Origin of the sequence: Embleya sp. NPDC127516, from assembly GCF_044765325.1 — a bacterium.
Lineage (GTDB): Bacteria > Actinomycetota > Actinomycetes > Streptomycetales > Streptomycetaceae > Embleya.
The window spans coordinates 162,563-188,025 of sequence record NZ_JBIWJT010000006.1 but is presented as its reverse complement, the minus strand read 5'-3'; the positions used below and the strand labels follow the sequence as shown (position 1 = coordinate 188,025).

21 protein-coding genes are annotated in these 25,463 nt (G+C 71.5%); 11 read left to right on the top strand and 10 right to left on the bottom strand.

Annotation, left to right across the window (positions count from 1 at the left end):
* Positions 1-494 precede the first annotated feature (494 nt).
* The 3 genes from ACIRL2_RS13925 to ACIRL2_RS13915 all read left to right on the top strand — a co-directional run bounded on the left by ACIRL2_RS13925 (position 495) and on the right by ACIRL2_RS13915 (position 3,875).
* Positions 495-2,081 carry an alpha/beta hydrolase gene (locus tag ACIRL2_RS13925; RefSeq protein WP_395865453.1) on the top strand — a complete coding sequence of 529 codons (1,587 nt, stop codon included), beginning with the start codon at positions 495-497 and terminating at the stop codon, positions 2,079-2,081.
* A gap of 292 nt (positions 2,082-2,373) precedes the next feature.
* Entirely contained in the window at positions 2,374-3,201 is an 828-nt protein-coding gene (locus tag ACIRL2_RS13920) for an ATP-binding cassette domain-containing protein (protein WP_402232145.1), read from the top strand.
* On the top strand, positions 3,198-3,875 hold the full coding sequence (locus ACIRL2_RS13915) for an ABC transporter (protein ID WP_402232143.1): 678 nt from the start codon (positions 3,198-3,200) through the stop codon (positions 3,873-3,875). Before ACIRL2_RS13920 ends, ACIRL2_RS13915 begins: the two co-directional genes overlap by 4 nt.
* A gap of 102 nt (positions 3,876-3,977) precedes the next feature.
* Here ACIRL2_RS13915 and ACIRL2_RS13910 read toward each other — a convergent pair whose 3' ends face one another.
* Positions 3,978-4,634 (bottom strand): pyridoxamine 5'-phosphate oxidase family protein, encoded by a 657-nt coding sequence (locus ACIRL2_RS13910; protein WP_402232142.1) that lies wholly within the window; start codon positions 4,632-4,634, stop codon positions 3,978-3,980.
* A gap of 332 nt (positions 4,635-4,966) precedes the next feature.
* Between ACIRL2_RS13910 and ACIRL2_RS13905 the strand changes: the two genes are divergently transcribed.
* The 3 genes from ACIRL2_RS13905 (at position 4,967) to ACIRL2_RS13895 (ending at position 8,791) form a co-directional block, all read left to right on the top strand.
* Positions 4,967-6,274, top strand: a complete 1,308-nt coding sequence (locus tag ACIRL2_RS13905; protein WP_402232140.1) for an aminotransferase class I/II-fold pyridoxal phosphate-dependent enzyme — start codon at positions 4,967-4,969, stop codon at positions 6,272-6,274.
* Positions 6,275-6,658: 384 nt separating this feature from the next.
* On the top strand, positions 6,659-7,951 hold the full coding sequence (locus ACIRL2_RS13900) for a sensor histidine kinase (RefSeq protein ID WP_395865443.1): 1,293 nt from the start codon (positions 6,659-6,661) through the stop codon (positions 7,949-7,951).
* Between the two features lie 195 nt (positions 7,952-8,146).
* Complete coding sequence (locus ACIRL2_RS13895; RefSeq protein WP_395865441.1) at positions 8,147-8,791, top strand: response regulator; 645 nt, start codon at positions 8,147-8,149, stop codon at positions 8,789-8,791.
* 360 nt (positions 8,792-9,151) lie between these two features.
* Here the strand turns inward: ACIRL2_RS13895 and ACIRL2_RS13890 are convergent, their stop codons facing one another.
* The 6 genes from ACIRL2_RS13890 to ACIRL2_RS13865 form a co-directional block, all read right to left on the bottom strand.
* Positions 9,152-9,400 carry a hypothetical protein gene (locus tag ACIRL2_RS13890; RefSeq protein WP_395865439.1) on the bottom strand — a complete coding sequence of 83 codons (249 nt, stop codon included), beginning with the start codon at positions 9,398-9,400 and terminating at the stop codon, positions 9,152-9,154.
* 451 nt (positions 9,401-9,851) lie between these two features.
* Complete coding sequence (locus tag ACIRL2_RS13885; RefSeq protein ID WP_395865437.1) at positions 9,852-11,408, bottom strand: sensor histidine kinase; 1,557 nt, start codon at positions 11,406-11,408, stop codon at positions 9,852-9,854.
* Positions 11,405-12,154: a response regulator transcription factor gene (locus ACIRL2_RS13880; protein ID WP_402232136.1), complete on the bottom strand. Its 750-nt coding sequence runs from the start codon at positions 12,152-12,154 to the stop codon at positions 11,405-11,407. Before ACIRL2_RS13880 ends, ACIRL2_RS13885 begins: the two co-directional genes overlap by 4 nt.
* Positions 12,155-12,370: 216 nt before the next feature.
* Positions 12,371-13,288 (bottom strand): hypothetical protein, encoded by a 918-nt coding sequence (locus ACIRL2_RS13875; protein ID WP_402232134.1) that lies wholly within the window; start codon positions 13,286-13,288, stop codon positions 12,371-12,373.
* Between the two features lie 723 nt (positions 13,289-14,011).
* Entirely contained in the window at positions 14,012-16,828 is a 2,817-nt protein-coding gene (locus ACIRL2_RS13870) for an AAA family ATPase (protein ID WP_402232132.1), read from the bottom strand.
* Between the two features lie 312 nt (positions 16,829-17,140).
* Positions 17,141-17,944, bottom strand: a complete 804-nt coding sequence (locus tag ACIRL2_RS13865) for an enoyl-CoA hydratase (protein WP_395865429.1) — start codon at positions 17,942-17,944, stop codon at positions 17,141-17,143.
* A gap of 264 nt (positions 17,945-18,208) precedes the next feature.
* On the opposite strand from ACIRL2_RS13865, the gene ACIRL2_RS13860 reads away from it, so the two are divergent.
* Both ACIRL2_RS13860 and lipB read left to right on the top strand, forming a co-directional pair.
* Entirely contained in the window at positions 18,209-18,913 is a 705-nt protein-coding gene (locus ACIRL2_RS13860) for a methyltransferase domain-containing protein (RefSeq protein WP_395865427.1), read from the top strand.
* A gap of 12 nt (positions 18,914-18,925) precedes the next feature.
* Positions 18,926-19,597 (top strand): lipoyl(octanoyl) transferase LipB, encoded by a 672-nt coding sequence (gene lipB / locus ACIRL2_RS13855; RefSeq protein WP_402232130.1) that lies wholly within the window; start codon positions 18,926-18,928, stop codon positions 19,595-19,597.
* 242 nt (positions 19,598-19,839) lie between these two features.
* Here lipB and ACIRL2_RS13850 read toward each other — a convergent pair whose 3' ends face one another.
* The 3 genes from ACIRL2_RS13850 to ACIRL2_RS13840 all read right to left on the bottom strand — a co-directional run bounded on the left by ACIRL2_RS13850 (position 19,840) and on the right by ACIRL2_RS13840 (position 21,657).
* Positions 19,840-20,373 (bottom strand): DinB family protein, encoded by a 534-nt coding sequence (locus tag ACIRL2_RS13850; RefSeq protein WP_395865423.1) that lies wholly within the window; start codon positions 20,371-20,373, stop codon positions 19,840-19,842.
* Positions 20,374-20,552: 179 nt separating this feature from the next.
* Positions 20,553-21,032 carry a MarR family winged helix-turn-helix transcriptional regulator gene (locus tag ACIRL2_RS13845; RefSeq protein ID WP_402232128.1) on the bottom strand — a complete coding sequence of 160 codons (480 nt, stop codon included), beginning with the start codon at positions 21,030-21,032 and terminating at the stop codon, positions 20,553-20,555.
* A 358-nt stretch (positions 21,033-21,390) separates the two neighbouring features.
* Complete coding sequence (locus tag ACIRL2_RS13840) at positions 21,391-21,657, bottom strand: hypothetical protein (RefSeq protein WP_402232126.1); 267 nt, start codon at positions 21,655-21,657, stop codon at positions 21,391-21,393.
* A gap of 346 nt (positions 21,658-22,003) precedes the next feature.
* Between ACIRL2_RS13840 and ACIRL2_RS13835 the strand changes: the two genes are divergently transcribed.
* The 3 genes from ACIRL2_RS13835 to ACIRL2_RS13825 all read left to right on the top strand — a co-directional run bounded on the left by ACIRL2_RS13835 (position 22,004) and on the right by ACIRL2_RS13825 (position 25,312).
* Positions 22,004-22,297, top strand: a complete 294-nt coding sequence (locus ACIRL2_RS13835; protein ID WP_395865416.1) for a YciI family protein — start codon at positions 22,004-22,006, stop codon at positions 22,295-22,297.
* A 274-nt stretch (positions 22,298-22,571) separates the two neighbouring features.
* On the top strand, positions 22,572-24,266 hold the full coding sequence (locus ACIRL2_RS13830) for a prenyltransferase/squalene oxidase repeat-containing protein (RefSeq protein ID WP_395865414.1): 1,695 nt from the start codon (positions 22,572-22,574) through the stop codon (positions 24,264-24,266).
* Positions 24,263-25,312 (top strand): hypothetical protein, encoded by a 1,050-nt coding sequence (locus tag ACIRL2_RS13825; protein ID WP_402232123.1) that lies wholly within the window; start codon positions 24,263-24,265, stop codon positions 25,310-25,312. Before ACIRL2_RS13830 ends, ACIRL2_RS13825 begins: the two co-directional genes overlap by 4 nt.
* Positions 25,313-25,463 lie beyond the last annotated feature (151 nt).

The window sequence follows — 25,463 nt, the reverse complement described above, 5'->3', positions numbered from 1 at the left end:
CCCGGCCTCGCGGCGGTTGCTGACTTCGTTCCGGCCGTCGGGGCGCCCGAGCGTCGCGTTGCCGTTGTGCCACGGTCGCGCCGCCGCTTTGCCTCGGTTGCCTCCTCCCGGTAGGCCGATGTGCCCGAGCGTTTCGCCACGGCTGTGCCTCCGCCGGGCCGCCGTTACTTCACCGACCTGCCCCGGTATCGCCGCATCACCACTCGTGCCACATGCCGCCGCGCGCACCGCGCCGCGTGCCGGGCTGACGTGGCGTCAACTACGCGCGTCGGCTACGGAGCGCGATCATCCGGTTTTCCGATCGATCGGGTGCAAATGCGATGAAACGGCTTTCGCGTATGTCAAACCCAAAATTTGGGTAATGGTTACCTCTCCCCTTGGCAAGGATTCACACTCCGACCCGACCGCCCCCTCGTCGCACCCGTCGTCGGCACGGCAGCATCTCCGGCGTCGATGTCACTCGTGACAGCTCCGTCACATGGAGGAACACCCACGTGAAGAGACACACTCTCGTCGCGTTCGCAGCCGCCACGACGTTGGTGGGCGGGCTTCTGACCCTCGCCCCACCGGCTTTGGCGGACGACTCGCCCGCAACTTCGGCCGAGTCCGCATCCACCCCCATTGCCTGGAAGAACTGCGGCAGCTCGAACTATCCGACGCTGGAATGCGGTTCACTCCAGGTCCCGATGGACCACAGCAACCCCGGCGGCCGACAGATCACCATCGCGGTGTCGCGGATTCCGCACACCGCCGCGAAGTCGCTCGGCCCACTCCTGGTCAACCCCGGCGGTCCCGGTGCCCCCGGCCGAGGTCTGGCCGGCTACGTCGCGAAGAACCTGCGCCCCGAGGTGGCCGCGCAGTTCGACGTGATCGGGTTCGACCCGCGCGGCTCCGGCGCCAGCGAACCGCACCTGGACTGCGTACCGGGCTTCAACAACCCGGTCCGTCCGGACACCGTCCCGGACAACTTCGGGGACGAACTGACCAACATCAAGCGGGTGTACGACTACGCCCAGGCGTGCGGCGCCAAATACGGCGACTTCCTCAAGCACATGAACACGCCGGCCTCGGCGGCGGACATGGACTCCATTCGCGCCGCCCTCGGGGCCAAGCAGATCAGCTACTTCGGCTATTCGTACGGGACTTACCTCGGCTCGGTCTACGCCAAGCTGTTCCCGAACCGGGTCAAGCGACTGGTGCTGGACAGCATCGTCGACCCGAGCAAGGACAGCATCTGGTACGGCAGCCAGCTCAGCCAGGACGTCGCCTTCAACAGCAACCTGAAGGCGTTCTTCGCCTGGGTCGCCAAGTACGACGCGAACTACCGCCTGGGCACCGACCCCGCCAAGGTGGAGAGCGCCTGGTACACGATGCGCGAGAAGCTGAGCAAGAACCCGGCCGAGGGCGTCGTCGGCGGCTCGGAACTCGAGGACGCATTCGCGCAGGGCGGCTACAACGACTCGACCTGGGCCGAACTGGCCGAGGGTTTCTCGGGTTACGTGGTCGACAACGTCACGGGTCCGCTGCGCACGGCGTACGAGGACCTGGCGGCGCCGAGCCCGGCCAACGACAACGTCAACAGTGGCTACCTGGCCACCCAGTGCCGGGACGCGTCCTGGCCCAAGGACTGGGCGACCTGGCACCGTGACGCGGTCAAGACCTACGCCAAGGCACCGTTCCTGACCTGGAACAACGTCTGGTTCAACGCGGCTTGCGCGTTCTGGCCGACGTCCGGCCTCAAGCCGGTGAACGTCGCCAACGACAAGCTGCCCAAGACGCTGCTGTTCCAGGCGACCAACGACGCCGCGACCCCGTACCAGGGCGGCGTCACGATGCACCGGCTGCTGCGCGACTCGGCCCTGGTGGTCGAGCAGGGCGGCCGTAACCACGGCATCTCGCTCAGCGGCAGCAGTTGCCTGGACAACTACCTGAACGAGTACCTGGTCACCGGCAAGACCCCGAAGGGCAGGGGCCACGGCCCGGCCGACGCGGTCTGCCAAAAGCTCCCCGACCCGGTGCCGAACGCGGCCGGTGCCGAGCTGAAGGCCGCCGCGCCCAAGACGTCCAAGACCGCCATGTAGATCCGCGCAACCGCACCACAAGCACGTACGCAGGGCTCGTCGCCTCGGCGGCGGGCCCTTGCGCGTGTTCGAGCCCTTGCGCGTCCGTCCGGGGCGATGAGCCCGTCCGGAGCCGTCAGCCCGTCCGGAGCCGTCAGCCCGTCCGGAGCCGTGATCACGTTCGAAGCCCTGAGCCGGTTCGGAGCCTTATGCGGCATGGCAGTTCGTACCCGACGCCGACCGAGGGCGCCGTGTGCGCGATCTCGTCCTGCCGTAAGGTCTGCTGCCGAGGTTCCGGTGAAGGGGGACGGCGGTGCACCTGACGGGTGTCGGCAAGCGATACGCCCTGCGCGGACCATGGGTGCTGCGCGCGGTGGACCTGCACCTGCCGCGCGGCGGCCTGGTACGGGTCGAAGGCGCCAATGGCAGCGGCAAGTCCACCCTGCTCCGGGTCCTCGCGGGGGTCTGCGAACCGACCACCGGCAGCGTCACCGAACGCGGCTCGGCCGCCTACGTCCCCGAACGATTCCCGCCCGAACTCCCGCTCACCGCCCTGCGCTACCTCACCCACCTGGGCAGGCTGCACGGCCTGACCGGACGGGAGAGCAGGCGACGCGCCCAGGAGTGGGCCGAACGCCTGGACTTCGCGGACAAGACCCGCGCGCCGCTGCGCGGACTGTCCAAAGGCACGTGTCAAAAGGTCGCCGTGGCACAGGCGTTCATGGCCGAACCCGACCTGCTCGTCCTGGACGAGGCGTGGACCGGACTGGACGGCCGCTCGCGGGACGTCCTGGACGGTTGTGTCGTCGAACGGGTCGAGGCCGGCGCCACGGTGGTCTTCGTGGACCACGACCCGCGCCGGCTGGCCGACGAGGTGACCGACACGTATCGGGTCGAGTCGGGCGCGGTCACCCCGGCGATCTCCGCCGTGAACGCGATCCGCGTGGTGATCGACATCGACAGCGGCCACCGCCCCGAACTCGACCGCCTCCCAGGCGATCCCGACCGCGAGGAGACCCGCCCGGGCGTCCTGCGGCTGCACACCACCACGGCGCACTCCGACGCGTTGCTGCGCCATCTGCTCACCAGCGTGCCCGGGGTCGGCGTGCGCTCGGTCCGCCGGGAAGGAGACGGCGCGTGATCTCCGCCGTGGTGCGTTATCAGGCGGCCCTGGTGCTGCGTTCCTACCGGTGGGTGCCGCCGGTGTTGGTCTACGCCGCGGTGATGGCCATCGGCGTGGCCGGCGGCGATCCGCTGCTCGGCTCGTTCGCGTGGGCCGCCGCCGCGATCATGCCGATCGCGGTGTGGCTCACCCGCGTGTCGGTCACGGTCGAGCCCGCCGCGGCCCGGCAGACCGCGTCGGCGGCGGTCGGACCCGGCCGCTCGCATCTGGCGGCGCTGCTGGTCGCGCTGGTCCTGTCGGGCGTGCTCGCCGCGCTGTGCACCGGCGTGCTGGCCGCTTCCACCGATCGTATCGCCGACCACGCGACGCACGGCGTCGATCGCGGCGAGGCGATCGCCGCGGGAGCGGTGGCCCAACTCGTCACCATCCTGGCCGGCGTGGCGATCGGCGCGCTGACCAACCGCCCGCTGTTGCGTCGCCCGGCGTACGCCGTCCCGCTCGCCGCGCTGGCCACCCTGGCGGCCCTGATCGTCCCGGGTAGCCCGGCGGCGCGCGTCCTAGAGGTGGTCACCGACGCCGCCAGGAACGACAGCGTGGACCTCCCGACCACCCAACTGGTCATCGTGGCGGGCGTGTTCGTCGTCGCGGTCGCCGCGGTCTGTCGGTTGGCGGCCCGCGTCGAACACGACTGACCCCCCAGGTCGACCGAGCAGCCGCAACGCCCCTGATCCACCAGGACGACCGAGCCGGAACACCCCTGGGGCACCGTGCCGGCCGTGCACACCGGGGTCGGCTCAGGACGCGCCGAGCCACTTGGCTAGGTAGGCCGGGATCTCCTGCTCTCGGTCCGGGCGGATCGGGCCCCGCGTGGTGGTCAGGGGTACCACACCGGCGTAGGTCGGCAGGTCGAGGTCGTCGGGGTCCTCGGCCAGGCCGTGGTCGCGGATCTTCGCGGCGACCTGGTCCAACTCCAGGCGGAGCACCGCCGTCTGGGCGTTCTCCTTCGGGGAGGGCTGCCGCACGTCGTCGGCGCGGCCTGGGACCAGGTGGTCGATGATCACCCGGTAGGCGTGCAGTTGCTCGTCCGGGTCGGCGACGTAGGTCAGCGGGCCGTGCGCGATCACGCAGCGGTAGTCCATCGAGTGGTGCATCGCCGAGCGGGAGAGCACCACCGAGTCCACGTGGGTGACCGAGACCGCCACCGGGAGGCCCTCGGTGCCGCTCGCCCGCGCGGCCAGTGCGAGTTGGCCGCCGCTGGAGGTGTGCAGGTACAGACGTTCGCCGTCGCGACCGAACGCCAGAGGGATGAGTTGGGGGCGACCGCCGACGGTGAACGAGACGTGGGCCAGGAAGCCCGCGTCCAGGATCGCGTGCACGGCTTCGACGTCGTAGTGCATCCGGTCGCGGTGCCGATACGGGGTGGTGGCTGTGGTTGCGGGGTACTCGGTCATCGCGAAGATCCTTTGTACTAGTTCAAAGAACTCATTGGAGTAGTACGATAGAGGCGAGGTCGGGGAGGCTGTCAACGGCATAATCCGACGACCTGTCGCTCAACCCGCCGACCGATCTGCCGCCCGACCGCCCGACCGCCCGACCGCCCGACCGATGAGCCACCCGGCCCGCCGCGAGACCGGCGAGTTCGGCGTGGCCGCACAGACCCGCAGCCCATGAACGAGCACGGCCCGCACCGGACGCCCAAGTCCCCGACGCCCCGACCACCGACGCCCCGACCACCGACCCCGCCGGGCAGCAGGCACCGAACGTGCCCGGATGCAGGAGAGACATGGCCACCACCGGTCGCACCGCCGCCGACATCGCCGCATCCGTCGAGCGCGACCTGCACGCCCGCGAACTCGCCCCCGGCGACGCACTGCCGCCCGTGCGCACACTCGCGGCCGAGTTGGGCGTCAACGCCAACACCGTCGCCGCCGCGTACCGCACCCTGCGCGAACGCGGCATCGTGGAGACACACGGCCGGGCCGGTACCCGGATCCGAGCCCGACCGGCCACCATCCGGCGCAACGACCTGGGCCCGTCCATGCCGCCCGGCACCCGCGACCTGTCCACCGGCGAACCCGACCCCGATCTGCTGCCGTCGCCGGCGTTCCCGAACCCGGCCGAATGGCGCACGCTCTACCAACACGGCGCCTTGTACGAACCGTTCGCCGATGCCGCCCGCACGGTGCTGAGGGCGGGCGGCATCGACACCGCGCACCTGGCCGCGACCTCCGGCGCGCTGGACGGCCTGGAACGCGCGCTCGTCGCACACCTGCGCCCCGGCGATCCGGTCGCGGTCGAGGACCCGACCTGGGCCAACCTGCTCGACCTGCTCGCCGCGCTGAATCTGACCCCGCAGCCGATCCCGGTCGACGACGAGGGTCCCGACCCGGCCGCGACCGAGGCCGCGCTACGGGCGGGCGCCCGCGCGTTCGTGGTCACCACCCGCGCGCAGAACCCCACCGGCGCCTCGGTGTCGGCCGAACGGGCCGCCGCGCTGCGCCCGATCCTGGCCGCCCACCCGCACGTGGTGCTCCTGGAGGACGACCACGGCAACGACATCTCCGGCCTGGACCTGCACACCCTCACCGGCGTCACCACCCACTGGGCGCACATCCGCTCGGCCGCCAAGGCGTACGGACCGGACCTGCGCTGCGCGGTGGCGACCGGCGACGAGGTGACCATCGACCGGATCGGCGGCCGGCAACGGCTGGGCCCCGGCTGGGTCAGCCACATCCTGCAATTCGCGGTCGCCCACGCGTGGACCGACCCGGACGTGGCCGAGCGCATCCACGTCGCGCGCGAGACCTACCGGCTACGCCGTACCCGACTCATCGACGCCCTGCGCGCACGCGGTGTCGTCGCGATCGGCCGGACCGGCATCAACGTATGGGTCCCGGCCCCGGACGAGACCACCGCCGTCGCCTCCCTGCTCGCGCGCGGCTGGGCGGTCGCGCCCGGCGCGCGCTACCGGATCGGCTCGCCGCCCGGCCTGCGGATCACCGTGGCCACCCTCACCGCCGAGGAGACCGAGCGACTGGCCGACGCGGTGGCCGCCGCGATGCGCGTGGGAGCCGCGCGGCAGACGCGGTGATGCGTCCCGGGATTTCGAGCGGTGGGTTGGGAGGCATCGTGGCTCGTCGTGGCTCGTCGTGTCGGCGGAGAGGCGGAGAGGCGGAGAAGCGGGGAGGCGGAGAAGCGGGGAGGCGGAGAAGCGGGGAGGCGGAGAAGCGGGAGGGGCGGCGGAAAGGCGGGGGAGAGGCGGGCAGGGGTGGCGGAAAGGTGGGGCTAGCCGAACCGTGAGGTCGGGGGGTGTCACCCTCGCCCGCACACCCCCGCCGCGTGGAGCATGAACACACTCCACCGATACGGTCTCGACCGGACCATGACGAATCCGCCGGTACGGCCCAACCGCCGTGACGCTCCACCGTCGTGACCAGTCCACCGCCGCACCCGATTTGCCCCGAGGACGTCCCCCATGCATCCCTTCCTGAAGGCGCCGTTCACGAGACGAACGTGGGCCGAGACCGGCTACGCGATCCTCACCCTCCCGCTCGCGGTGATCGGTTTCGGCGTGACCTTCGTGTTCACGGCCTTCGGCGTCGCACTGACCATCACGCTGATCGGTCTGCCGATCCTGGCCCTGACGGTGATGGGCGCGCGGGCGTGGGGCGGGGTCCATCGGGGGTTGGCGCGCGCCATGCTCGGGGTCGAGACGCCGCCACTGCGCAAATTCCGGCCCAAGCGCGGCCCGCTCGGACTGCTGGGCTCCTCGCTGGGCAACGCCGAGGGCTGGCGGGCGATCGCGTACCACGTGATCAAGTTCCCGCTGGGCGTCGTCATGGCCGTCGTGACCGGCGCGTTCTGGAGCTACGGGCTGATCATGGTGGTTTATCCGCTGCTCGTGGCGGTGTTCGACCCGACCGTCACCGACTCGCACGGCGTCGTGCGCCACTCGGGGATGCAGATGGGCGACGTGTACTTCGACACCTGGCCGCTCAAACTGGCGGCGTCCGCGTCCGGAATCCTGCTCGTCCTGCTCGCGCCCTGGGCCGTACGCGCCGTCGTATACCTGGACCGGCTGCTCATCCCGGCCCTGCTCGGGCCGACCAAGTCCGCGCAGCGGGTGGCCGATCTGGAGGAGACCCGGGCGATCGCCGTCGATGATTCGGCCGCGACGCTGCGCCGGATCGAACGCGACCTGCACGACGGCGCGCAGGCCCGGCTCGTCGCGCTCGCGATGAACCTCAGCATGGCCAAGGAGAAGCTGGACGCCGAGGACGTCGAGCGCCCGATGGACGTGGACCGTGCCCGCACCCTCGTGGACAGCGCGCTCGGCAACGCCCGCGAGGCGATCGTGGAACTGCGCGACCTGGCCAGGGGGATCCATCCGCCGGTCCTGGACCAGGGCCTGGACGCAGCGCTGGCCACCCTGGCCGCGTGCAGCGCGGTCCCGGTCGAGGTCCGCACCGACATCGACGTACGCCCGCCCGCCACGATCGAGACCATCGCGTACTTCTGCGCCGCCGAATTGCTCACCAACGTCGCACACCACTCGGGCGCGACATCGGCGGCCGTCGACGTGCTGGTCCGGGACGGCCGGTTGCGGCTGTCGGTCACCGACAACGGGCGCGGCGGTGCGAACGCGGGCAAGGGCAGCGGTCTTACCGGTCTGGTCGAGCGGGTGCGCACGGTGGACGGCGTACTGCGCATCGTCAGCCCGTTGGGTGGGCCGACCGAGGTGACGGTGGAACTGCCGATCCGGGAGTGAGGGTCGGGATGCTAGCGCGGTGGGCGCCGGTAGGCGTTGGGGGTAGGGGGGAGCGGCCGGAGGGGCTGGTCCGAGATGATCTGACCTGAGACGATCTTGTCTGAGACGATATGTTCCGAGAGGATCGGCGCCCAGAGGATCAGGCCCGAGACGATTGGGTCCGAGATGCGGTCGGATCATGGGACGATCGGGCCCATGCGCATCGTCATTGCCGAAGACGCCGCGATCCTGCGGGACGGCCTGGTTCAACTGCTTCTCGACCGCGACCACGAGGTCGCGGCCGCCGTCGCGGACGCCGACGCGCTGCGCGCGGCGGTGGCCGAACACAAGCCGGATGTCTGCGTGGTCGACATCCGGATGCCCCCGACGCACACGGACGAGGGCCTGCGCGCCGCGATAGACATCCGCCGGGACTACCCCGGCATCGGGGTGTTGGTCTTCTCGCAGTACATCGAGACCCGGTACGCGGCACAACTGCTCGGCGGCAACGCGGCGGGCGTCGGTTACCTGCTCAAGGAACGTGTGGTGGACACGCGGGACTTCACCGACGCGCTGGAGCGAGTCGCGGCCGGCGGCACCGCGTTGGACCCCGAGGTGGTCACCCAACTGTTCGGTGCGGGACTGCGCAGCGGCGGATTGAGCACCCTCACCCCGCGCGAGCACGAGGTGCTCGGGCTGATGGCCGAGGGCCGGACGAACGCGGCGATCGCGAAGAAGCTGGTGGTCACCGAGCGGGCGGTGGAGAAGCACGTCGGCAACATCTTCACCAAGCTCGACCTGCCGCCCTCGGACACCGACCACCGGCGGGTGATGGCGGTGTTGCGCTTCCTCGAGCTCTGAGGCGGGGGAGCGGTCGAGGCGATGCGGGTTCGCGGTGCGGCCTTGCGAGGCGGTTCGCACTGTGGCCGTGGCGCGGCTTCGTGGTGCGCCGGCCGGGTCGGTGCGGGAGCGCGGATGGGCGCGTGAGGCGGGTCCGGCCCGTGCCGTGGCGCGGCTGCGGGTGCGGCGTCACGCGGCGGGGGCGGTGGTTGCGGCGCTGCCGATTGCGGGTGGCCAGCGGTGGTCCGGTGCCTGGTGTGGCCGGCGGGAGGTGGGAGGTGGGACCGGTGTGGGATGTTCGGATCGCCCCCTCCGTGATCCGAACATCCCACACCGGTTCCTCGGGGCCGACCACGGCATCGGCCCCCGGCGCGGCTCGGTTCAGGGTTGTAGTGGCTTCTCCACGTCCACGCACGCGTGCCGAATCGTGTTCCGTGTGCCGACGACAGTCGACGTGAACGGCGATCCCGGTGTGGTCGGTCCGGGGGCGGCCGCCGGGGCCATCGTGCCCAACTCGTGGGTGCCCGGGTCGTTTTCGTCGGCACCGCACGCGGTCAGCGCGACGATCGCCGACACCACCGCCGCCAGGACGCCCGCCGCCGCTCCGGGCAGCGCGAGTCCGCGGCTCACCCGATCGGTCTCTCCGGTCGGGCGGCACGCCACGCCCGGCGCACCGTCGAAGGGCTGCTCCGCCGCCGCCACTCCGGCGTCGGATACCCAGGCGTGGCCCGGTTGTTCCCGAGGCGGGTCGCCACCTCCGGCCGGATGTGCCGCTCGTCCGTCGCGCTCCGCCGCCGGATGCGCGCCATGTGACCCGTGCCGCTACGGTCGCCGTCGAATCGAGTCGGCGCCTCGGCCTGCCGCGGGTCCCGCCGCGACAGTCGTGGGCACGGGGCGGGCGCCCGGTGGCCGCCGCCACCGGGCGTTCCCGCATACGCCAGGGGCGCGGCAAGCCGTACCCCCATGGACACCGGGTCGGTGAGGTCCGCGCCCCCCATGCGGTCGGACACACGCATGCACGGCCTCCCCCCAAAAAACGCCGGGCCCGCCCCACCCCGGGCGGGCACGGCGTACCGGGAGGCTAGGGACGATCCTTGTGGGTTTCCTGTGAATGGGCGGCCTGGGAAGGGATTTTCCCGACAGGGCGGGGCGCCGCGCGGGATTTCGGTACGTCGGCGCGCACCGAGGGCACCGGTGCGGCCCGGGCAGGCGTATTCGGCGGTTCCTGGGCCCGGACGCCCAGCCACGCGCGCTCGCGCGCCGCCTGGGGATCCGCGCGCAGCGGCAGCACCACCTCGATCCGAGTGCCGCGTCCGGACGGTGGCACGCCCACGGTGACCCGACCGCCGTGCAGCGCGACCTGTTGGGCCACCAGGGTCAGTCCCAGCCCGGCGCCGGGACTGTTCGGCCCGCGGTGGAAGCGCTCGAAGACCACCTCGCGCAACTCCGGCGCGATCCCGGGCCCATCGTCGTCCACGCACACCACGCCGCAATCCAGCCCGGGCAGCACCTTCACCAGCACCCGATTGGCGCCGTGCACCAGCGCGTTGCCGATCAGGTTGTCCACGAGCAGCCGCAGCCCCGCCGCGAGCCCGTACACGACCACCTCGTGCGGCGCCTCGACCCGTACCGCGGCCCGCACTTCGACGCCCGGACGGCGGGCGGGCGCGGCCCGGACCGCCGCGTGCGCGACCTCGGCCAGCTCCACCGGACCGAACGCCGCCGCGTCCACCAGGTCGCCCTGGGCGAGTGCGCGCAGCGCGGTCAGTACCGCCAACACCCGTTCGTGGCCGATCCGCAGGTCCGCGACCACGTCCTCGCGCTCGGTCGAGGCCAGGTCCGGATAGGTGGCCAGCACGTCCAGATCGGTACGCATCCCGGTGAGCGGGCCGCGCAGTTCGTGGTCGACGGTGGCGGCGAACGAACGTGCGGTCTCCAACGCCTCGCGGGTGCGCGCGGTCTGCGCGGCGTACCGGCCCAGCACGTCGTCGAGTGTGCGGCCGAGTTCGTCCACCTCGACCACGCCGGAGGGTACGTGCACCGCGTTGTGCGCGCCGCCGTCCGGATCCAGCCGGGCCGCCCGGCGGCGCAACACGCGCAGCGACCGGGTGGCCGCGGTACCGGCGACCAGACCGGCCAGTGCGGACAGCGGCACCGCGAACGCCGTCACCACATACACGCGCCGACGCAACAGCGCCGCCTGCGCGTCCGGTTCGCCCGAAGGCACGAACACGTAGAGCGCGCCGGTCGGCAGCGGCCGGGTCACCATCCGCCACGAACGCCTGTCCGTGTGCACGGTCACCGGGTACGGCGCGTGCGTGGGCAGGGGCGTTCCGTCCGGCGGTTGGGGGCCCATCCGCAGCGGCCCGTCCGGGGTGTCCACCCGCACGCCGACGTCCAGGGCCATCCCGAGCATCCGGTACTGCCGTGTGCGGATCGCCTGTTGGCGGTCGTCCAGATCGGTGCGGACCAACGCCCGCGCCGGCGGCGTCAGTCGCTCGGCCCGCTCCTGTAACTGCCGATCCTGGCGCTGGGTCAGATCGTGCCGGGCCCAACCCACCACGAGCGTGCCCGCGCCGAGTACGAGCAGCGGGACCAGGACGGCGACCGACAGCGCGACCCGCGTGGAGAGTTTCATCCGGGACCGCCCGAGATCCGCAGCACGAAGCCGATCCCGCGCACGGTGTGCAGTACGCGGGGGCGCCCGCCCGCCTCCAACTTGCGGCGCAGGTAGCAGACGAACGTGTCGACCACGTCGGTGCGCACGTCGAAGTCGTAGCCCCAGACCCGGTCCAGCAACTGATCCCGGGTCAGCACCAGCCCCGGATTGCGGGCGAACACCTCCAGCAGCGCGAACTCGCGACGGGTCAGATCCAGTGCGACGCCGTGACAGGTCGCGATGTGCGCGGCCACGTCCACCGCGACCGGGCCGACCCGCAGCAGCGGCTCGCCGGGCCCCCCGCTAGGTCGTCGGCGCAGTAACGCCCTTAATCGAAGGTCGAGTTCGCGCAGATCGAAGGGCTTCACCAGGTAGTCGTCCGCGCCGCTCTCCAGGCCGGCGATGCGGTCCGCGGTCTCGTCGCGAGCGGACAACATCAGGACCGGCGTCTCGGTGCCTCGCGCGCGCAGCGTGGAGCACACGTCGATGCCGCTGACGCCGGGCATCGCCACGTCCAGGACCACGACCTGCGGGGCCGGAGCGGGCGCGATGGGCGTCATCGGCTCGGCGGGCGCGATCAGTTCGAGGGCGCGGGTGCCGTCGGCGGCGAGGGTGACGTGGTAGCCGGCCAGGCGCAGGCCGCGCTCCAGGGCACGCCGGATCGAGGGGTCGTCGTCCACGACCAGCACGTGCGGGGGGCGGTCGGTCTCCGGTTCCGCGGTCACCGGATCGCGGCCTCCGGCTCCGGGACCGGCGGGCGCGGTTTCCGTAACCGGCTCGACTTCCCTGTGGTGATCATGTCGTCGGCTCGACCCATGTCGTCCCCCGGATGGCTGCTGCCGATGTCGCGAAGTCGCCGACGTGCGTGCGTGTGGCCGTCGGCGTTGTCGGTGCACAACCTATGGCGGGAGGCGGTGTGTTGTACGCGGAATGACGGCTCGTCAGGGGCCGGGTGGGAGCGGGTCGGCGGGAGTGGTGGTGGGCTTGTGGGGGCCACCGTCGGGGCCCGTGTTCGAATCCGTGTCCGCATCCGGGTCCGCGCCTTCTGCGTCCGCGTCCGCGTTCGCCTTTACATTCGCGTTCGAGTCTCTGTCCGTGCCCGTGCTCGTGCCCGTGCCCGTGCCCGTGCCCGTGTCCGTGTCGGTGCCCGTGCCTCTGTCCGTGCCTGTGTCCGTATCGAGCGGGTCGCCGGTCGGTAGCTTCGCGGACAGCCAGCGGAACCAGTTCGTGCGGTTGATCGGGATCTGCGGGTTGCGCAGCAGCCACAACACGTGCCCGGCCTGGTCCCGGGTCCAGGGCTCGCCGGAGTCGCATGCCTTCGCCAGTCGGGCGCGCAGGTCATCGCCGTCCACCGCACGGGCGATCCGCGAGTACTCGCGGTCCTTGCACCGGTGTCGGCGATACACCACGAGTTCGACCAGGTCCACCAGGCGGGCCCGGACCTCGTCGTGGTGCCCGGGCACGGCGAGCAGCCGGATCAGCCGCTGCTTGGTGCTCCACACCTTGGCGTGCCGGGTCCACTCGATCGGGTAATGGGCCTCCCACTCCAGATAGATCAGCGCGTACGGCAGTCCGCCCCAATCGGGTACGTCGGCCGGCGCGAGCTGCTCGGTGAGCAGGGCCGCGGCGGGCGTACGCAGCCACGCGGCACGGAAGCGCTGCCACGCCGCCTCCTCGGCGGAGACCGAGCGCGGCACACGCAACACGATCGTGTCGTACGCCTCGCGCGCTTCGCGTGTGTCCCGGGTCACCCGCAGATACCGGTCCAGGGCGCGCCGATGTGCGATCTCGTCGTCCGACACGAGCGCGCGCATCCAGCCCAGCCGGGTGTCCCAGTCCTCGATCGCGCCGCGTTCCATCACGCCGACGATCTACCCAGGAGTCCCCCGAACAAGTCCGCCATCCCCCGGTCCGCCCACCGAATCCCCCCATCGAAGCCGCCCATGACGGCAGGGTGATCGTCCGGTTGCTGTACGTAATCCCGCGCCATTGCGTAGACCCGGACGGGCCCAGCGCGCACGCTTCACCCCGCGCTTCGTCGAGACCCCGCGCCACAGGCACCCTCTGCCTTGCGCGGCCGGGTGGTTCGGCCTGATCGGACACCCGGCGCCACGCCCGGTGGGCCGTGTGGTCAGGCCGGGTCCTCGCGCGGAGGCACGGTGGCCCGGCCTGGCCATCATGCCGAGGTGCGGGCGCCGGATCGCGGCCCGCCCGAGTGAGCCGCGCCGATGCCACCGCCGCCCAAGCCTCGCGTGGCCGCCCGATCCGGCCGGGGTGTAGGGACGCCCGGGAGTATCGAGGACTCGATCGACGCGGCGTGTGGTCCGGGAGGGCAGTGGGTGGGACGCGATGTCGTGTGCAGCCCGGGAGGGGTGTGGGTAGGACGCGATGTCGTGTGCAGCCGGGAGGGGTGTCGGCGATCGCCGATGAGGTGTCCCCTTCGGCGGCCGAGCGCGTCACGTGTCGCCCCCGCCGTCAGTGGTGGGCGGGATCGGCGGGGGAGGGTGGGTGGCGGGGCGCGCTGTGCCGATGCCGATGTCGTGAGTGGTGTGCACCTTGGGTGGCGGGCGCGTGGGTGGGGTTCAGGCGGTGCCGGCGGCTAGCTGGGGGGTTCGGGTGATGCGGCCGGCCAGGGTGGGGAGTTGGGGGTGGGTGGGGCGTGGGGGGAGGGCGGCTACGCCGGAGCGGTTCGGGCCGGCGGTGGCGAGTTCGGCGCGGATGCGTACCTCCATCAGGGCGCCGGCCGGGGCGGCGAGCGCCTTGGCGAGGAGTTCGCAGGCGGCTTCGGTGCGGCCCTCGGCGCGTTCGACGACCGCGAGTGCGTACAGGGCGTAGGCGCCGACCGGGGTGAGGCCCTTGGTGCCGGTCAGGCGCAGGGCCTGCCAGGCGCCGTCGCGGGCTTCGGCGATTCGGCCCTGGGTGGTCGCGGCCATCGAGAGCGCGGCCAGGAACCAGGCGGCCAGCGTGCCCTGTCCCGTGGCGCGGGCCAGGCGCAGGCCCTCGGCGGCGTGCGTCTCGGCCTCGACGGCCCGTCCGGACAGCGCGCCGGCGACCGCGAGTGGCATCAGGGCCGCGGCGAGGGCGCCTCGGGCGCCGTGTGTGCGAAGGACCGCGGCCTCGTCCAGCAGGACGTCGTACGCGGACTGGTCGGTCGCCGCCGCGTGCACCGCCAGCGGGGTGACCTCCCACAGCGCGATGCCCAGGCCGTACAGCCGGGCCCGGGTGGCCGGCGCCACCATCGCGGGCGAGACGCCGTCGGCGCCCAGCGCGGCCACGACGGTGCGCAGCGGGTCGTCGTCGGCCAGGGGGAGAGCGGCCAGGGCGGTGCGGGCCTGAGTGGTACGGGCGCGGTCGCCGGCCTCCCACGCGGCGCCGGTCGCGGCGAGCAGGAGCGCGGCGCGACCGTGGGCGGCGTCCAAGAGCAGTGCTCCCGCTTCGGAGCGGTGCCCTTCCGCGTGCCGCAGGGCGGCGCGGAGGCGGATCGCGGTCCCGGAGGAGTGGGCCGAGGTGCCTTCGTCGGCGACGCCGTCGAGGTCGGCGGCGTCGGCGGTGTCGAGCAGGGTGCGGGCGCGGGTCGGGAAGCCGGCCTCCCACGCGGCGTACGCGGCGGCGACGTAGCGGCGGCGAGCCGCCGGGCGGTCGGCGGTCAGCCGGGCGGCCTGCTCCCAGGTCGCGGCGGCGGCGCCCGCGCCGAGTTCGCGGCGGGTGCGGCCGGCCCCGGCTTCGAGGGCGGCGGCGAGTTCCGCGTCGGGCCCGGTGGCGAGCGCGGCCAGGTGCCACGGTCGCCGGTAGGCGAGAGCACCGCTCGCGGCGTAGACCAGTGCTCCGTGAAGCGAGCGGCGCTCCGCGGAGGTAAGCGAGCGGCGTACCTCCTCGCGAGCCGACGCGTTCCGGAAGCGCACCCGGTGTTCGGCGGTGTCGACGAGACCGGCCCGCAACACCGCGAGCCGAGCGCCACGTCCGATGCCCACCCGGCGCCCGGCGACAGCCAACTGGTCCAGGTCGGCGGCAGGTTCGAGCGCGGCCAACGCGAGCAGTCGGCGAGCGTCCTCCGGCAACGCCGCGAACGGTACGTCCCCACCCGCGACGGCGGCACCCGTACCCGCCCGACGCGCACCCGACGCGGCGGTGCCCCGGGAGCGTCCCGGTCCGACGTCGAAGGCGTTCGCGTGCGCTGATGCGCGCTCAGCGGCAGCCGTTTCGTCAAGGTTGTCGAACTCGCGTTCGTCGGAAGCATGTTCCGGCTTCGTGTGCTCGCCGGCAGTCGGTGTGCATCGCGCGTAGCTCACACCAGCGTCGGCATCGCCGAGACCCGCCCGCGCCGACCAGGCATCACGCTCGGCCGCCGACGCCGGGCACGCCTCGCGGACGAACTCGCCGATGTCTTCGCCGACTCCCACCTCTCGCCCGGTCTGCGCCACCGGTTCGTGTGTGGTGGGCGTACTGAAGTCGCCGTCGACGTGGGCGACTCGGGTAGCGTCCTGGGCCGACGTGTCGAACCGGGCGGCCTCCGCCGCGGCCCGGTTCGTGGCGTCGGGCCGGAGGTCGCCATGACGACCCTGCCCGTTCGTGGTCGAGTCGGCGTCGGCCGCGGTGTTCGATGACAGGTCGGTGGTGGTATCGGCGGCTTCCGCCGCCGCGCCGTCTTCGAACACGCCCGCCGAGGCAGGCCACTCGGTCGAGTGCGCCACGGATTCGTCGCCGTGGACCGACGCATTCGCGGCCTTCACGCTCGCTTCGTCCTCGACCGACGCGACGGCGACATCCGCAGCCGGAGCCGGAGCCACATCCGCGGCTTCCGCCCCGGCAACGCCGGCAACCCCGTCCGTGCCGCCCACATCACCCGTGCCCGCCAGGCCCGTTCCGGCCCCCGACGCCGAATTCCCCCCGTTCGCAGACGCGTCGACGCGTTCCCGTGTCGCGCGCAGGACCGCGATCGGGAGGCCCTCGGCGCGGCCCGCGATGTAGGAGATGACCGCCGCCGAGGCCGCGTCGAGCCAGTGCGCGTCGTCCACGAGGATCAGGACCGGCTGTTCCCGGGCGGCGATCACGACGAGAGAGCAGGCCGCCGCGGCGACCACGCCTCGGTCCGCCGCGCCGGGAGCCAGGCCGAGCGCGATGCGCAGGGCCTGGGCCCGGGTGTGCGGCAGGCGGCCGATCCGGGGGTGCAGCGTCGCCAGCAGTTGGCGCAGCGCCGTATAGGGGAGCGCACCGCCCCCGCGCGGGCCCGCCGTCCGCAGGACGGTCATGCCCTTCGCCTCCCACACCGCCTCCGCCAGGAGCGTCGTCTTGCCCGCCCCCGCGGCCCCACGCAGCACGACCGCTCCGCCGTCACCGGCGCGCGTCCGTTGCAGCAGTGCCGTGACGGCGGCCAGTTCGTCGTTCCTTCCGTGCAGCACGGAAACTCTCCTCGCATCTCGCTCACACCCCCGTGGTGTGGCCGGCGGCCCCGCCGGATCCGGCCGGACCGCCGCACTATGAGCCTGAGCTTGCCCGTTCCCGGTCAACACATGTTCAACATTCACTCAACGTGTGAAGTCCGGACCAAGTAATTACGGACATGTGACACCGGCATCGCGTCGACATCACGCCGGCATCCGGCTGAATATCCGTCAGTCTTTCGGTTGAAGCTTCGTGACTCCAACGCTCCAAAGCCCCGAAGGCCGGTGGCCCCATGGGTCCGTAGGTCCGTGGATCCGTCTGAAAGTCCGTCAGTCCTTGTACTCCGGTCGCCGCTTGTCCTTGCGGGCCCGAATGGCCTCCTCGAAGTTCTCCGTCGTCAGTCGCACATACAACTGGGCGTGCCCCTCGTGGTCCATGTGCGAGTGCATGCTGCCTGCCTCCATGCCGGACCACAGCAACCGTTTGGTCACTTCCACCCCCACTCGACTGAACCCGATGATCCGTTCGGCGAGTTCGTACGCGTCGTCGAGCAACTTCTCGCCCGACACCACGCGCGACACCAGTCCGATCCGCTCGGCCTCGGTCGCGTCCACGTCCCGCCCGGACAACATGATCTCGAATGCCCGAGACGACCCGATCGCCCGGGGGAGCAAATAGCTGATTCCGAGCTCGCTCGCGGTGAGCCCGTTGTTGATGCCGGCGGCCCGGAAGTACGCCGTGTCGGCGGCGATTCGGATGTCGGTGGCGGTGGCGAGGCAGAAGCCGCCGCCGATCGCCGGGCCGTTGATGGCGCCGATCACCGGTTGGTGCATCCGGCGCAGCCCCAGGATCACGTCGTCCAGGATCTCCATCGATCGGCGGGCGATGCTGGTTCGGGTCAGGCCCTTGATGCCGGGGATCCGACCGGAATTCTCCAGATCCGCACCGGAGCAGAATCCACTCCCGGCACCTGTCAATATGACGACACGCGTATCGTTGTCCGCGCTCACGGCTTCCAGAGCCTCACGAAAGGGGACCATGACGTCGAAGGCCATGGCGTTCATGCGGTCCGGACGATTGAGGGTGATGAGCGTGACATGGGGGCGGGGTTTGTCGACGAGTACGAAGGACATGGGGGCGTCATCCTCGGCATGATTGAGGGGCGAAGGGCTTCGAGTCGCACGGTGTCGGACCGGGCGACCGGGGGACCGAAGAACGCGAATCCGGTCCCGCCACCGCGAATCGGAACGAATCGCCCAATGGTCGATCGGGCGACCGGCCGCGCGCCGGCCGACGGGGAACGTTCGGTGCCGCGTCGGTGGTTCGGGGCGCGTGCCTGGTCCGCGGCGCGCACTTGGTTCGGTACCCGTACGTGGTTCGGGACACGCAAGCCATTCTTGACCAAGTCAACGAAACCGCTCAAGGCCGCCCCGGAACTCTTCGACGCCTTCGCGGGCGACTACGACCGCTATGCGGGACTGTGCGACCCCCTCGGCGAGTGGCTCGCCGAACTCGAACTGACCGGCGACCGAGCGCTGGACGCGGGGTGCGGCTCCGGCCGACACGCACTCGCCCTGGCCGGCTCCTACGCCGAGGTGCTGGCCGCGGACGTGAGCGCGCCGCTGATCGAGGTCGCGCGGGTACGGCGCCCGCACGAGCGGGTGCGCTACGAGGTCGCCTCGCTCACCGACGTACACGACGCCGAGGGCTTCGACCTGGTGCTGAGCATGGGCACGCTGCACCACCTCCCGGACCTGGGCGCGGCCTTGGCGCACCTGAAGTCGCTGCTCCGACCGGGCGGGGAGATCGTGCTGGTCGACAACGTGGCCACCGTGCCCGCCGCGACGCGCCGGCAGTACATCGTGTGCGCCGCCCGTGAACTGGGTCGTGACGTGCGCCGGCTGCGGATCCGGGACGCGTGGTGGCTGTACCGCTTCCGTACCGGCGCGGCGTGGCTGGACCATCTGATGTCCGACCACTACCTGACCCGCGCGCAGTACCGGGCCCGCTACGCCGAGGTCTTCCCGGACGCCGAATTCGTGGACCTATCCTTCGCCACCGCGATGCGCTGGCGCCGCGCCGACGGCCTGCCGGTCGGGTAGGGGAGCGGGCGAGTGCGCGAGCAGACCGCGAATCCCGGCGCACCGGTGCGGGTCGACCTGGGTGCGGTGGCGTACCCGGCGGCGCAGGCCGACATGGCGCGGTGGGTCGCCGAGCGGCAACAGGATCTCGCGCCCGACCGGCTGTTCCTGCTCACCCACCCGCCGGTGATCACGTACAGCGCGCGCACGCCGCTCGCCGACCTCCCGGATCCGGCGTCGCCGATTCCGCTGGTCGAGGTGGACCTCGGTGGCCACGCGACCTATCACGGGCCGGGTCAACTGATCGGCTACCCGATCGTGAACGTACGGGCGCTCGGCCCCGGCGACCTGATCCGTCGGGTGGAGGACGGCCTACTCGCCGCGCTGGACACGCTCGGCTTCCCGGCGATCCGGCGGGAGACCCCCACGGGCGCACCGAGCCTGGTCGGCATCTGGACGCCCGACCACCGCAAGCTCGCGTCCATCGGCATGCGGATACGACGAGGCGTCAGCAGCCACGGCTTCGCGCTCAACATCGACCCCGACCTGAGCGCGTTCACCACCTTCACCGCCTGCGCCCTCCCGGACACGACGATGACCTCACTCGCCGAACTCGCCGCCGAGACCGGCCGCGCGACCCCCACCGAAGCCGCCGTCCGCGACGCGGTGGCGACGGCCCTCACCGAGCAACTCACCCGCCGCTAGACGCGAGGGCGCATCGGGTACATCCGGCAACGCGCCGCGTCTCCCGGCGAGGTGGGAAGACGCGACACGGAGTGCTCGCGTGGCTGCCGCGGTTCTCGGCTTGCCGGGGCGCACCGAGGCGCACCCGGCCGTCCGGCCGGCGGGCGGCCTCGTGTGCGTCTCGGATCGCCTCGTGCCCGATCGGGTACGGCCGGGGCCGCCGCGTCGGCCGGGGGTGTCGACGGTCGGCGGTCGCGGGCGGGTCAGGTCGCGCGAAGGCCGGTGACGTCCCAGAGGTGGTGGACCGGGTCGTGGATGAAATAGCGCGCGAAGGACTCGACGGTGAAGACCGTGCCGTCGCTGCGGGTGCCGGTACGCGCCCACTGGTCCTCGGTCACCGCCGCGAAGTGGTCGGCGAGTTCGGCGCCCGCCGCCGCGAGGTCGGCGGCGACCCGTACCGGGTCCTGTTCGGCGTAGCGGGACTCGATCGCTGTCGCGTCCTGGTCCCAGTTGGCGAATTCCGGGGCGTCCTGGGTCAGCATCAGCCGCAGCCGCTCGTCGAACAGGACGAACACGTCGCGCACATGGCACGCGTACTCGGTCGGGGACCAGGTGTCCGGGGTCGGCCGGATGCGCAGCTCGTCGCCGCCGGAGACGAGCAACTCGTGCCACGCGGCGGCGTTCGTGCGAGTCATCGCGGGGATCCGGGTACGCGGGACGGTCGGGGTGTCCAGCCCACAGTCGGGACACGCCGTGTCCAGGACCCACGTCCAGCTCTTGGTCTCGGGAGTGATCATGCGCCGAGAATGGCCCACCCGCCCCCGCCCCAACAAGGCATTTCCGCTCGAAGCCCCCGACAACGGCTTCCCGACATCAGGCCCCCGACATCGGCGCCCCGGACGCCGGCGCCCCTGACGCCGGCCCCCGAAACCAGGCCCCCGAAACCAGGCCCCCGAAATCAGCCCCCGACCCGGGCTCAGTGCCCGGCGGCGGTGGCGTTCGTGATCATGCGTTGCAGGACGCGCACGGTGGTGGCGTAGTCGGTGTCGGAGATGCTGTCGTGGAGGTGGGCACGAACGGATGGACCGATGGCCTTCACCCGCAGCCGCGCCGCTTCGCCCTCGGCAGTGATCCGTAGACGGTGATCAGGCGTTTCGGCGAGCCAACCCCGGTCGACCAGCGCGGCCGACTCGGGGCCGAGCCGATCCTCGGGGAGCAGGTATTCGCTCATCGCCTCGGTGAGTTCGGCCACGGATCGGGGTTTGCCGTCGACCGAGAGGTCGTCGGTGGAGAGGTGACGCAACAGCCAGAACTGCGGCTGGGTGATGCCGAGCTCCGCCTGTCGGCCGCGAATGTAGGCGATGACCTCGCGGTGCGCGAGACCGGTCCAGTAGCCGACGGGCTGCGTGGCGAGTTCGGCGTCCGTGGCGGTCGTGGTCGTGGCTTCGGTGGTCATCGGAGGCTCCCTTCCGGCCGTTGACGATCATCGTGTTGATCATCCGGTGGTGATCATCAGGCTAGGCCGCAGGGGAGAGGACCGAATCCGTAGAACCACGTGTGCGCTCGACCGGAGCCGGAGCCGGAGCCGGAGCCGGAACCGGGGCGGGAGCCGCGACCGCGACCGCGCACTCGACCTCGCCGACGACCGGGCCGGGCGAGCCTCGGCGAGCGGTGGTCGAATCCCGAAATCCCGCCCCGCACTCAGGTCGATAAACCGACTAATGGAACGGCCTCGCGAAACCGACCCAACGAAACGGACCCAACGAAACCGGCCCAACGAAACCGGCCCGGCGCCGCCCGAGCCCGCCGGTCGGCTATCGCTTGTCCCGCTCGGCTTGTGCTCCGGATATCGAGCCTCTTTTGTTCTTCTCCTTCTCGGTGGGCAAAAGCTTCTCGGCGACGATCCACACCGCGAAGCCCAGGACGATCAGGGCGATGCTCGCGGCCACATCGTGCCCGTGCAGAAAGGACTGCCGGGTGAGCAGTGTCCACAGACGGAACCAGCCGAAGAAGTGGTGGATCATGCCCCCGACGCCCTGGAGAACCAGGAGCAATCCGAATATGTCGAGGATCTTTCGCATATTCGTCAATCTACTGACAGCAATTGACCCGCGACACGGCCAAGCGGTCATATTCCGCCGACCAAAGTTGAGAACCTCAACCCCGGGCCGCTACCTTCGTCGCCCCGATCGGCGAGACCCGCCCCCGAACCCGACGCCCGAACCCGACCGCCGACCCCAACGCCCGGACCCAACCCCCGAACCCAACCCCCGGATCCAACGCCCGGACCCGCCCCGCCCCGCCCCACCCCGTCCCGGGACCGGTCCCGACCGGTCCCGACCGCCTCGGACCACCCCTGACCAGCCCCGTCGGCCCGGTGACCACAACCCCCCACCCCCGACCCCCGGCACGCCCTACGATCGGGGCATGTTCGTGATCACGCTGACCTACGTGGCCCCCATCGAGGACGTCGACGCACTCATGCCCGGCCACCTCGAATGGCTCGACCGGCACTACGCCGCCGGCACCCTCCTCGCCTCCGGCCGCCGCGTCCCCCGTACCGGCGGGGTGATCCTGGCGCATGCCGGCGACCGAGCCGCACTGGACGCCGTGCTCGCGGAAGACCCGTTCCGGCGCGAGGGCGTGGCAACGTACGACGTTGTCGAATTCGCACCCACCAGGACCGCTCCCGGGCTGGAAGGGTTGCTCCCGACGGTCTGAAGTGCCGTCAATAGCCGTTCATTTCCAGCACATTTGATGGCGATTACTCACTAATTCAGACAACAAACGAGTACAGGCTTCCGCATTCACGCCTTCGGGTGATTTCGTGTTGGGAACACACCGGTCCGGGCGATGGGGGTCGCTCACCTGCCGGGACGTGCATCGCACGCCGGGTACCCCAACCGCAGCACCCATTCCCCGCTCGGCGCCATACCCGGCGACACCGGATACGACGGCACAGCTTGCGACAGGACGTGTGGGGAGGCGTTGACCGATGCGCGTGCGAGATACCCGGATGCCGCCGTGGCCTGCGGAAATGTTCACGCCCGAACTGCCCGTGGCGACCGCCAGGCTGCGTCGGCGGGTCGCCGATTCGGTCCGTCCCGACGGAGCCGTCCGCGGCCCGTGCCGCAGTCGCGTGCTCGAATCGGCACTGCTGTTGCGGCTGCTGGAGCGGGCCGGTCTCGAGGCCGATCACCACCGCCGGCTCGCCGGGTTCCTGGCCGATCGCCTCGACAGTGTCGAACCTCTGGATCGGTTGCTCGCGACGATCGCTTTACGCCACTCCGGCGAGACCGTGGAGCACGCCTCGGGTGACCTGCTCGACCGGTTCCTCCAGCGCGCGCCGGCGTTTCTGAACGCCCGCAAGCGGGTCATGCTGGAGACCGTCCTCGCGCTGCTCGGCCCACCGCGTCGCGCCGCCCGCCGGCCGTTCGACCCGGACGCGTTCGACACCGGCAACCTGCACCCGTGGGCGCACGTGCAGACCGTCGCGCTCAAGGTCGCCCTCGCCGACCTCACCGGTCATGCGGACGAGATCGACCCGGCCGACCTGCGCCTGCTCCTGGATACCCAGCAGGCGTCGGGAATCTGGGAGGGCAACCTCCTCGTGCACCTGTTGGTGCTGCACGCGCTTGCCGACCGGCCGTACCTGGACGGCCTGATCGTCAACGGCGTGGCCAAGGTGCTGGCCCACCAACGCGCGGACGGCGGCGTACCGTTCGTGACCGACACCGACACATGGTGCGCGGTCACCGCGGGCGTCGCGTTGGACGCGGCCGGTGCACCGTACGAGGTCCGCCGGCGGATCGCCGACTACCTCGCGGCCGGCCAACGCGCGGAGGGCGGCTGGTCGTACACCGAAGCGGCGGCGCTCGCCGACGTGGACGACACGTCGGTGGCGATCGAGTTCCTGCACGCCACCGACCCGGTGCGCTACCGGCGCAACATCGACTTCGGCTTACGCACCTTATGGTCCTACCAGGCCCCCGACGGCGGGTTCCCCACCTACATCGCGGGCGCGCCGTCCGAGGCGTGCATGACCGCCGCCGCCGTCAACGCGCTCAGTGTGCGTGCGCCGCGGCACGTGGAACGTATCACCGCCGCACGCCGGTTCCTGGCCGGCGCCCAGCACCCGGACGGTACGTTCGACCCGGACTGGAGCCGCAGCCGCTACCACGCGATCTTCCGCGCCCTGCTGGCGACCGACGCGTTCGGCCCGGACGCCTACCGGGCCACCGTCAAACGGGCGCTGACGGCGGTGCGCGAGGGGCAGAACCCGGACGGCGGCTGGGGCCAGCAACCCGGCGACCCCAGCGACGCGATCAGTACCGCGTACGCCCTGATCGCGCTGTGCCGACAGAACGACCCGCGCCCGGTCGCACGCGGCGTCGAACACCTGCTGCGGGCCCAACGCGCGGACGGCGGTATCGAGTCCGTACCGGACATGCTCGGCACCAGACCATTCCTGTACGTGATCCCGTGCCTGGCCGACCACTTCTCCCTGCTGGCCCTCGGTCATCTGGGCAATCGACTGACCGCCCGATCGCACCGCCGGCCGGGTGTGCCACCCGGCCCGGGCGCCTCGGCGGCGCATCCCGCACCTCTGCGCGCCCCGGCGCCCGGCACCGCCGGAACGCGTGGGGGCAGGAACCATCCGACGCAGACCGGCGAAAGGAGCCCGGCGTGAGCACTCCCACCGTCGTCGACCTCCCGATCAGCTTCCACCTGCCGAAGCTCGCGAACCTGTTGCCGATGACGTTCCATCCCGAGACCGATCGCCTGATGCGCGAATCCCGCTGGTGGGCGCACCGGCACCTGGGCTTCGCGTACGGCGGCGACGCTGCTCGGATCGACAAGAACGTGGACGGCACGCTGCTGGTCTCGCTGTCCGTTCCGCACGCGGACTACGAACTCGCGTTGACCACGGCCAAGGTGATGAACTATCTGATCGGCATCGAGAACAGCCTCGTCGACAAGGCGGGCCTGGGCGGCAGTTCGTTCGCCACCCGCAACGTGTTCGGTCGATTCATGTCCGATCTGCTCGGCTGGGGGGACGGCTCGACCCCCCTGCGTGAGGACTTCTCCTGGCTGCGCGAGCGCATGCCGCCCGCGCGCTGGATCCGCTTCGTGTCCTACATGGAGGACTTCGCCCACGGCTTCACCACCGAACTGGAGAACTGGCGCGACGCCGGGATATCGGACTACGACACCTACATGGACGACCGCCGGCACAGCCTGGGCGTGCGCTGGCTGTTCGGCTTCGCCGAGGAGGGCGTTCCGGGTGTGGCGCTGTCCCAGGAGGCGTTCCGCACCGCCGACATGGTGGCGATCCACGACACCGCGATCGACGGCTACACGCTGATCAACGACCTGGTCTCGTATCGCAAGGAACTGGTCATGGACGACCGGGTGAACCTGGTCTACTACCTCGGCGAGGCGGAGGGGCTCGACCTCGAAGGCGCGATGAACAAGATCTGCGGATTGATAGACGCCACCGAACGCAAGTTCCTCGACCTGCGCGACCGGATCATGGCCGGCCCGCACGGCGGCGAGCCGGGGATGCGGGCGTACCTCGACGAGGTCGGCCACGTGATGACGTCCAACCTGTGGTGGGCCACCGTCAGCAAACGCTACGAACCCGGCGGCTTGGGCTGGGACGGCTCGACGGCCGGCACGATGACCTTCCACCGGGACCGCGCGGTCTTCGTTCCCGACCCGCAATCCGTCACATAGCGGACGGTCGATCCGGTACTCCACCCGTCTACCGACCCGGTACCCGTCCCGATTCGCGACCCGACACGCGTCCCGGCTCGCGCACGACCCACCGCCCCTCCCACCGCCCGGCGCACCCCTCGGTGCGCCGGCGGGCTTTGCCGGAACCTGA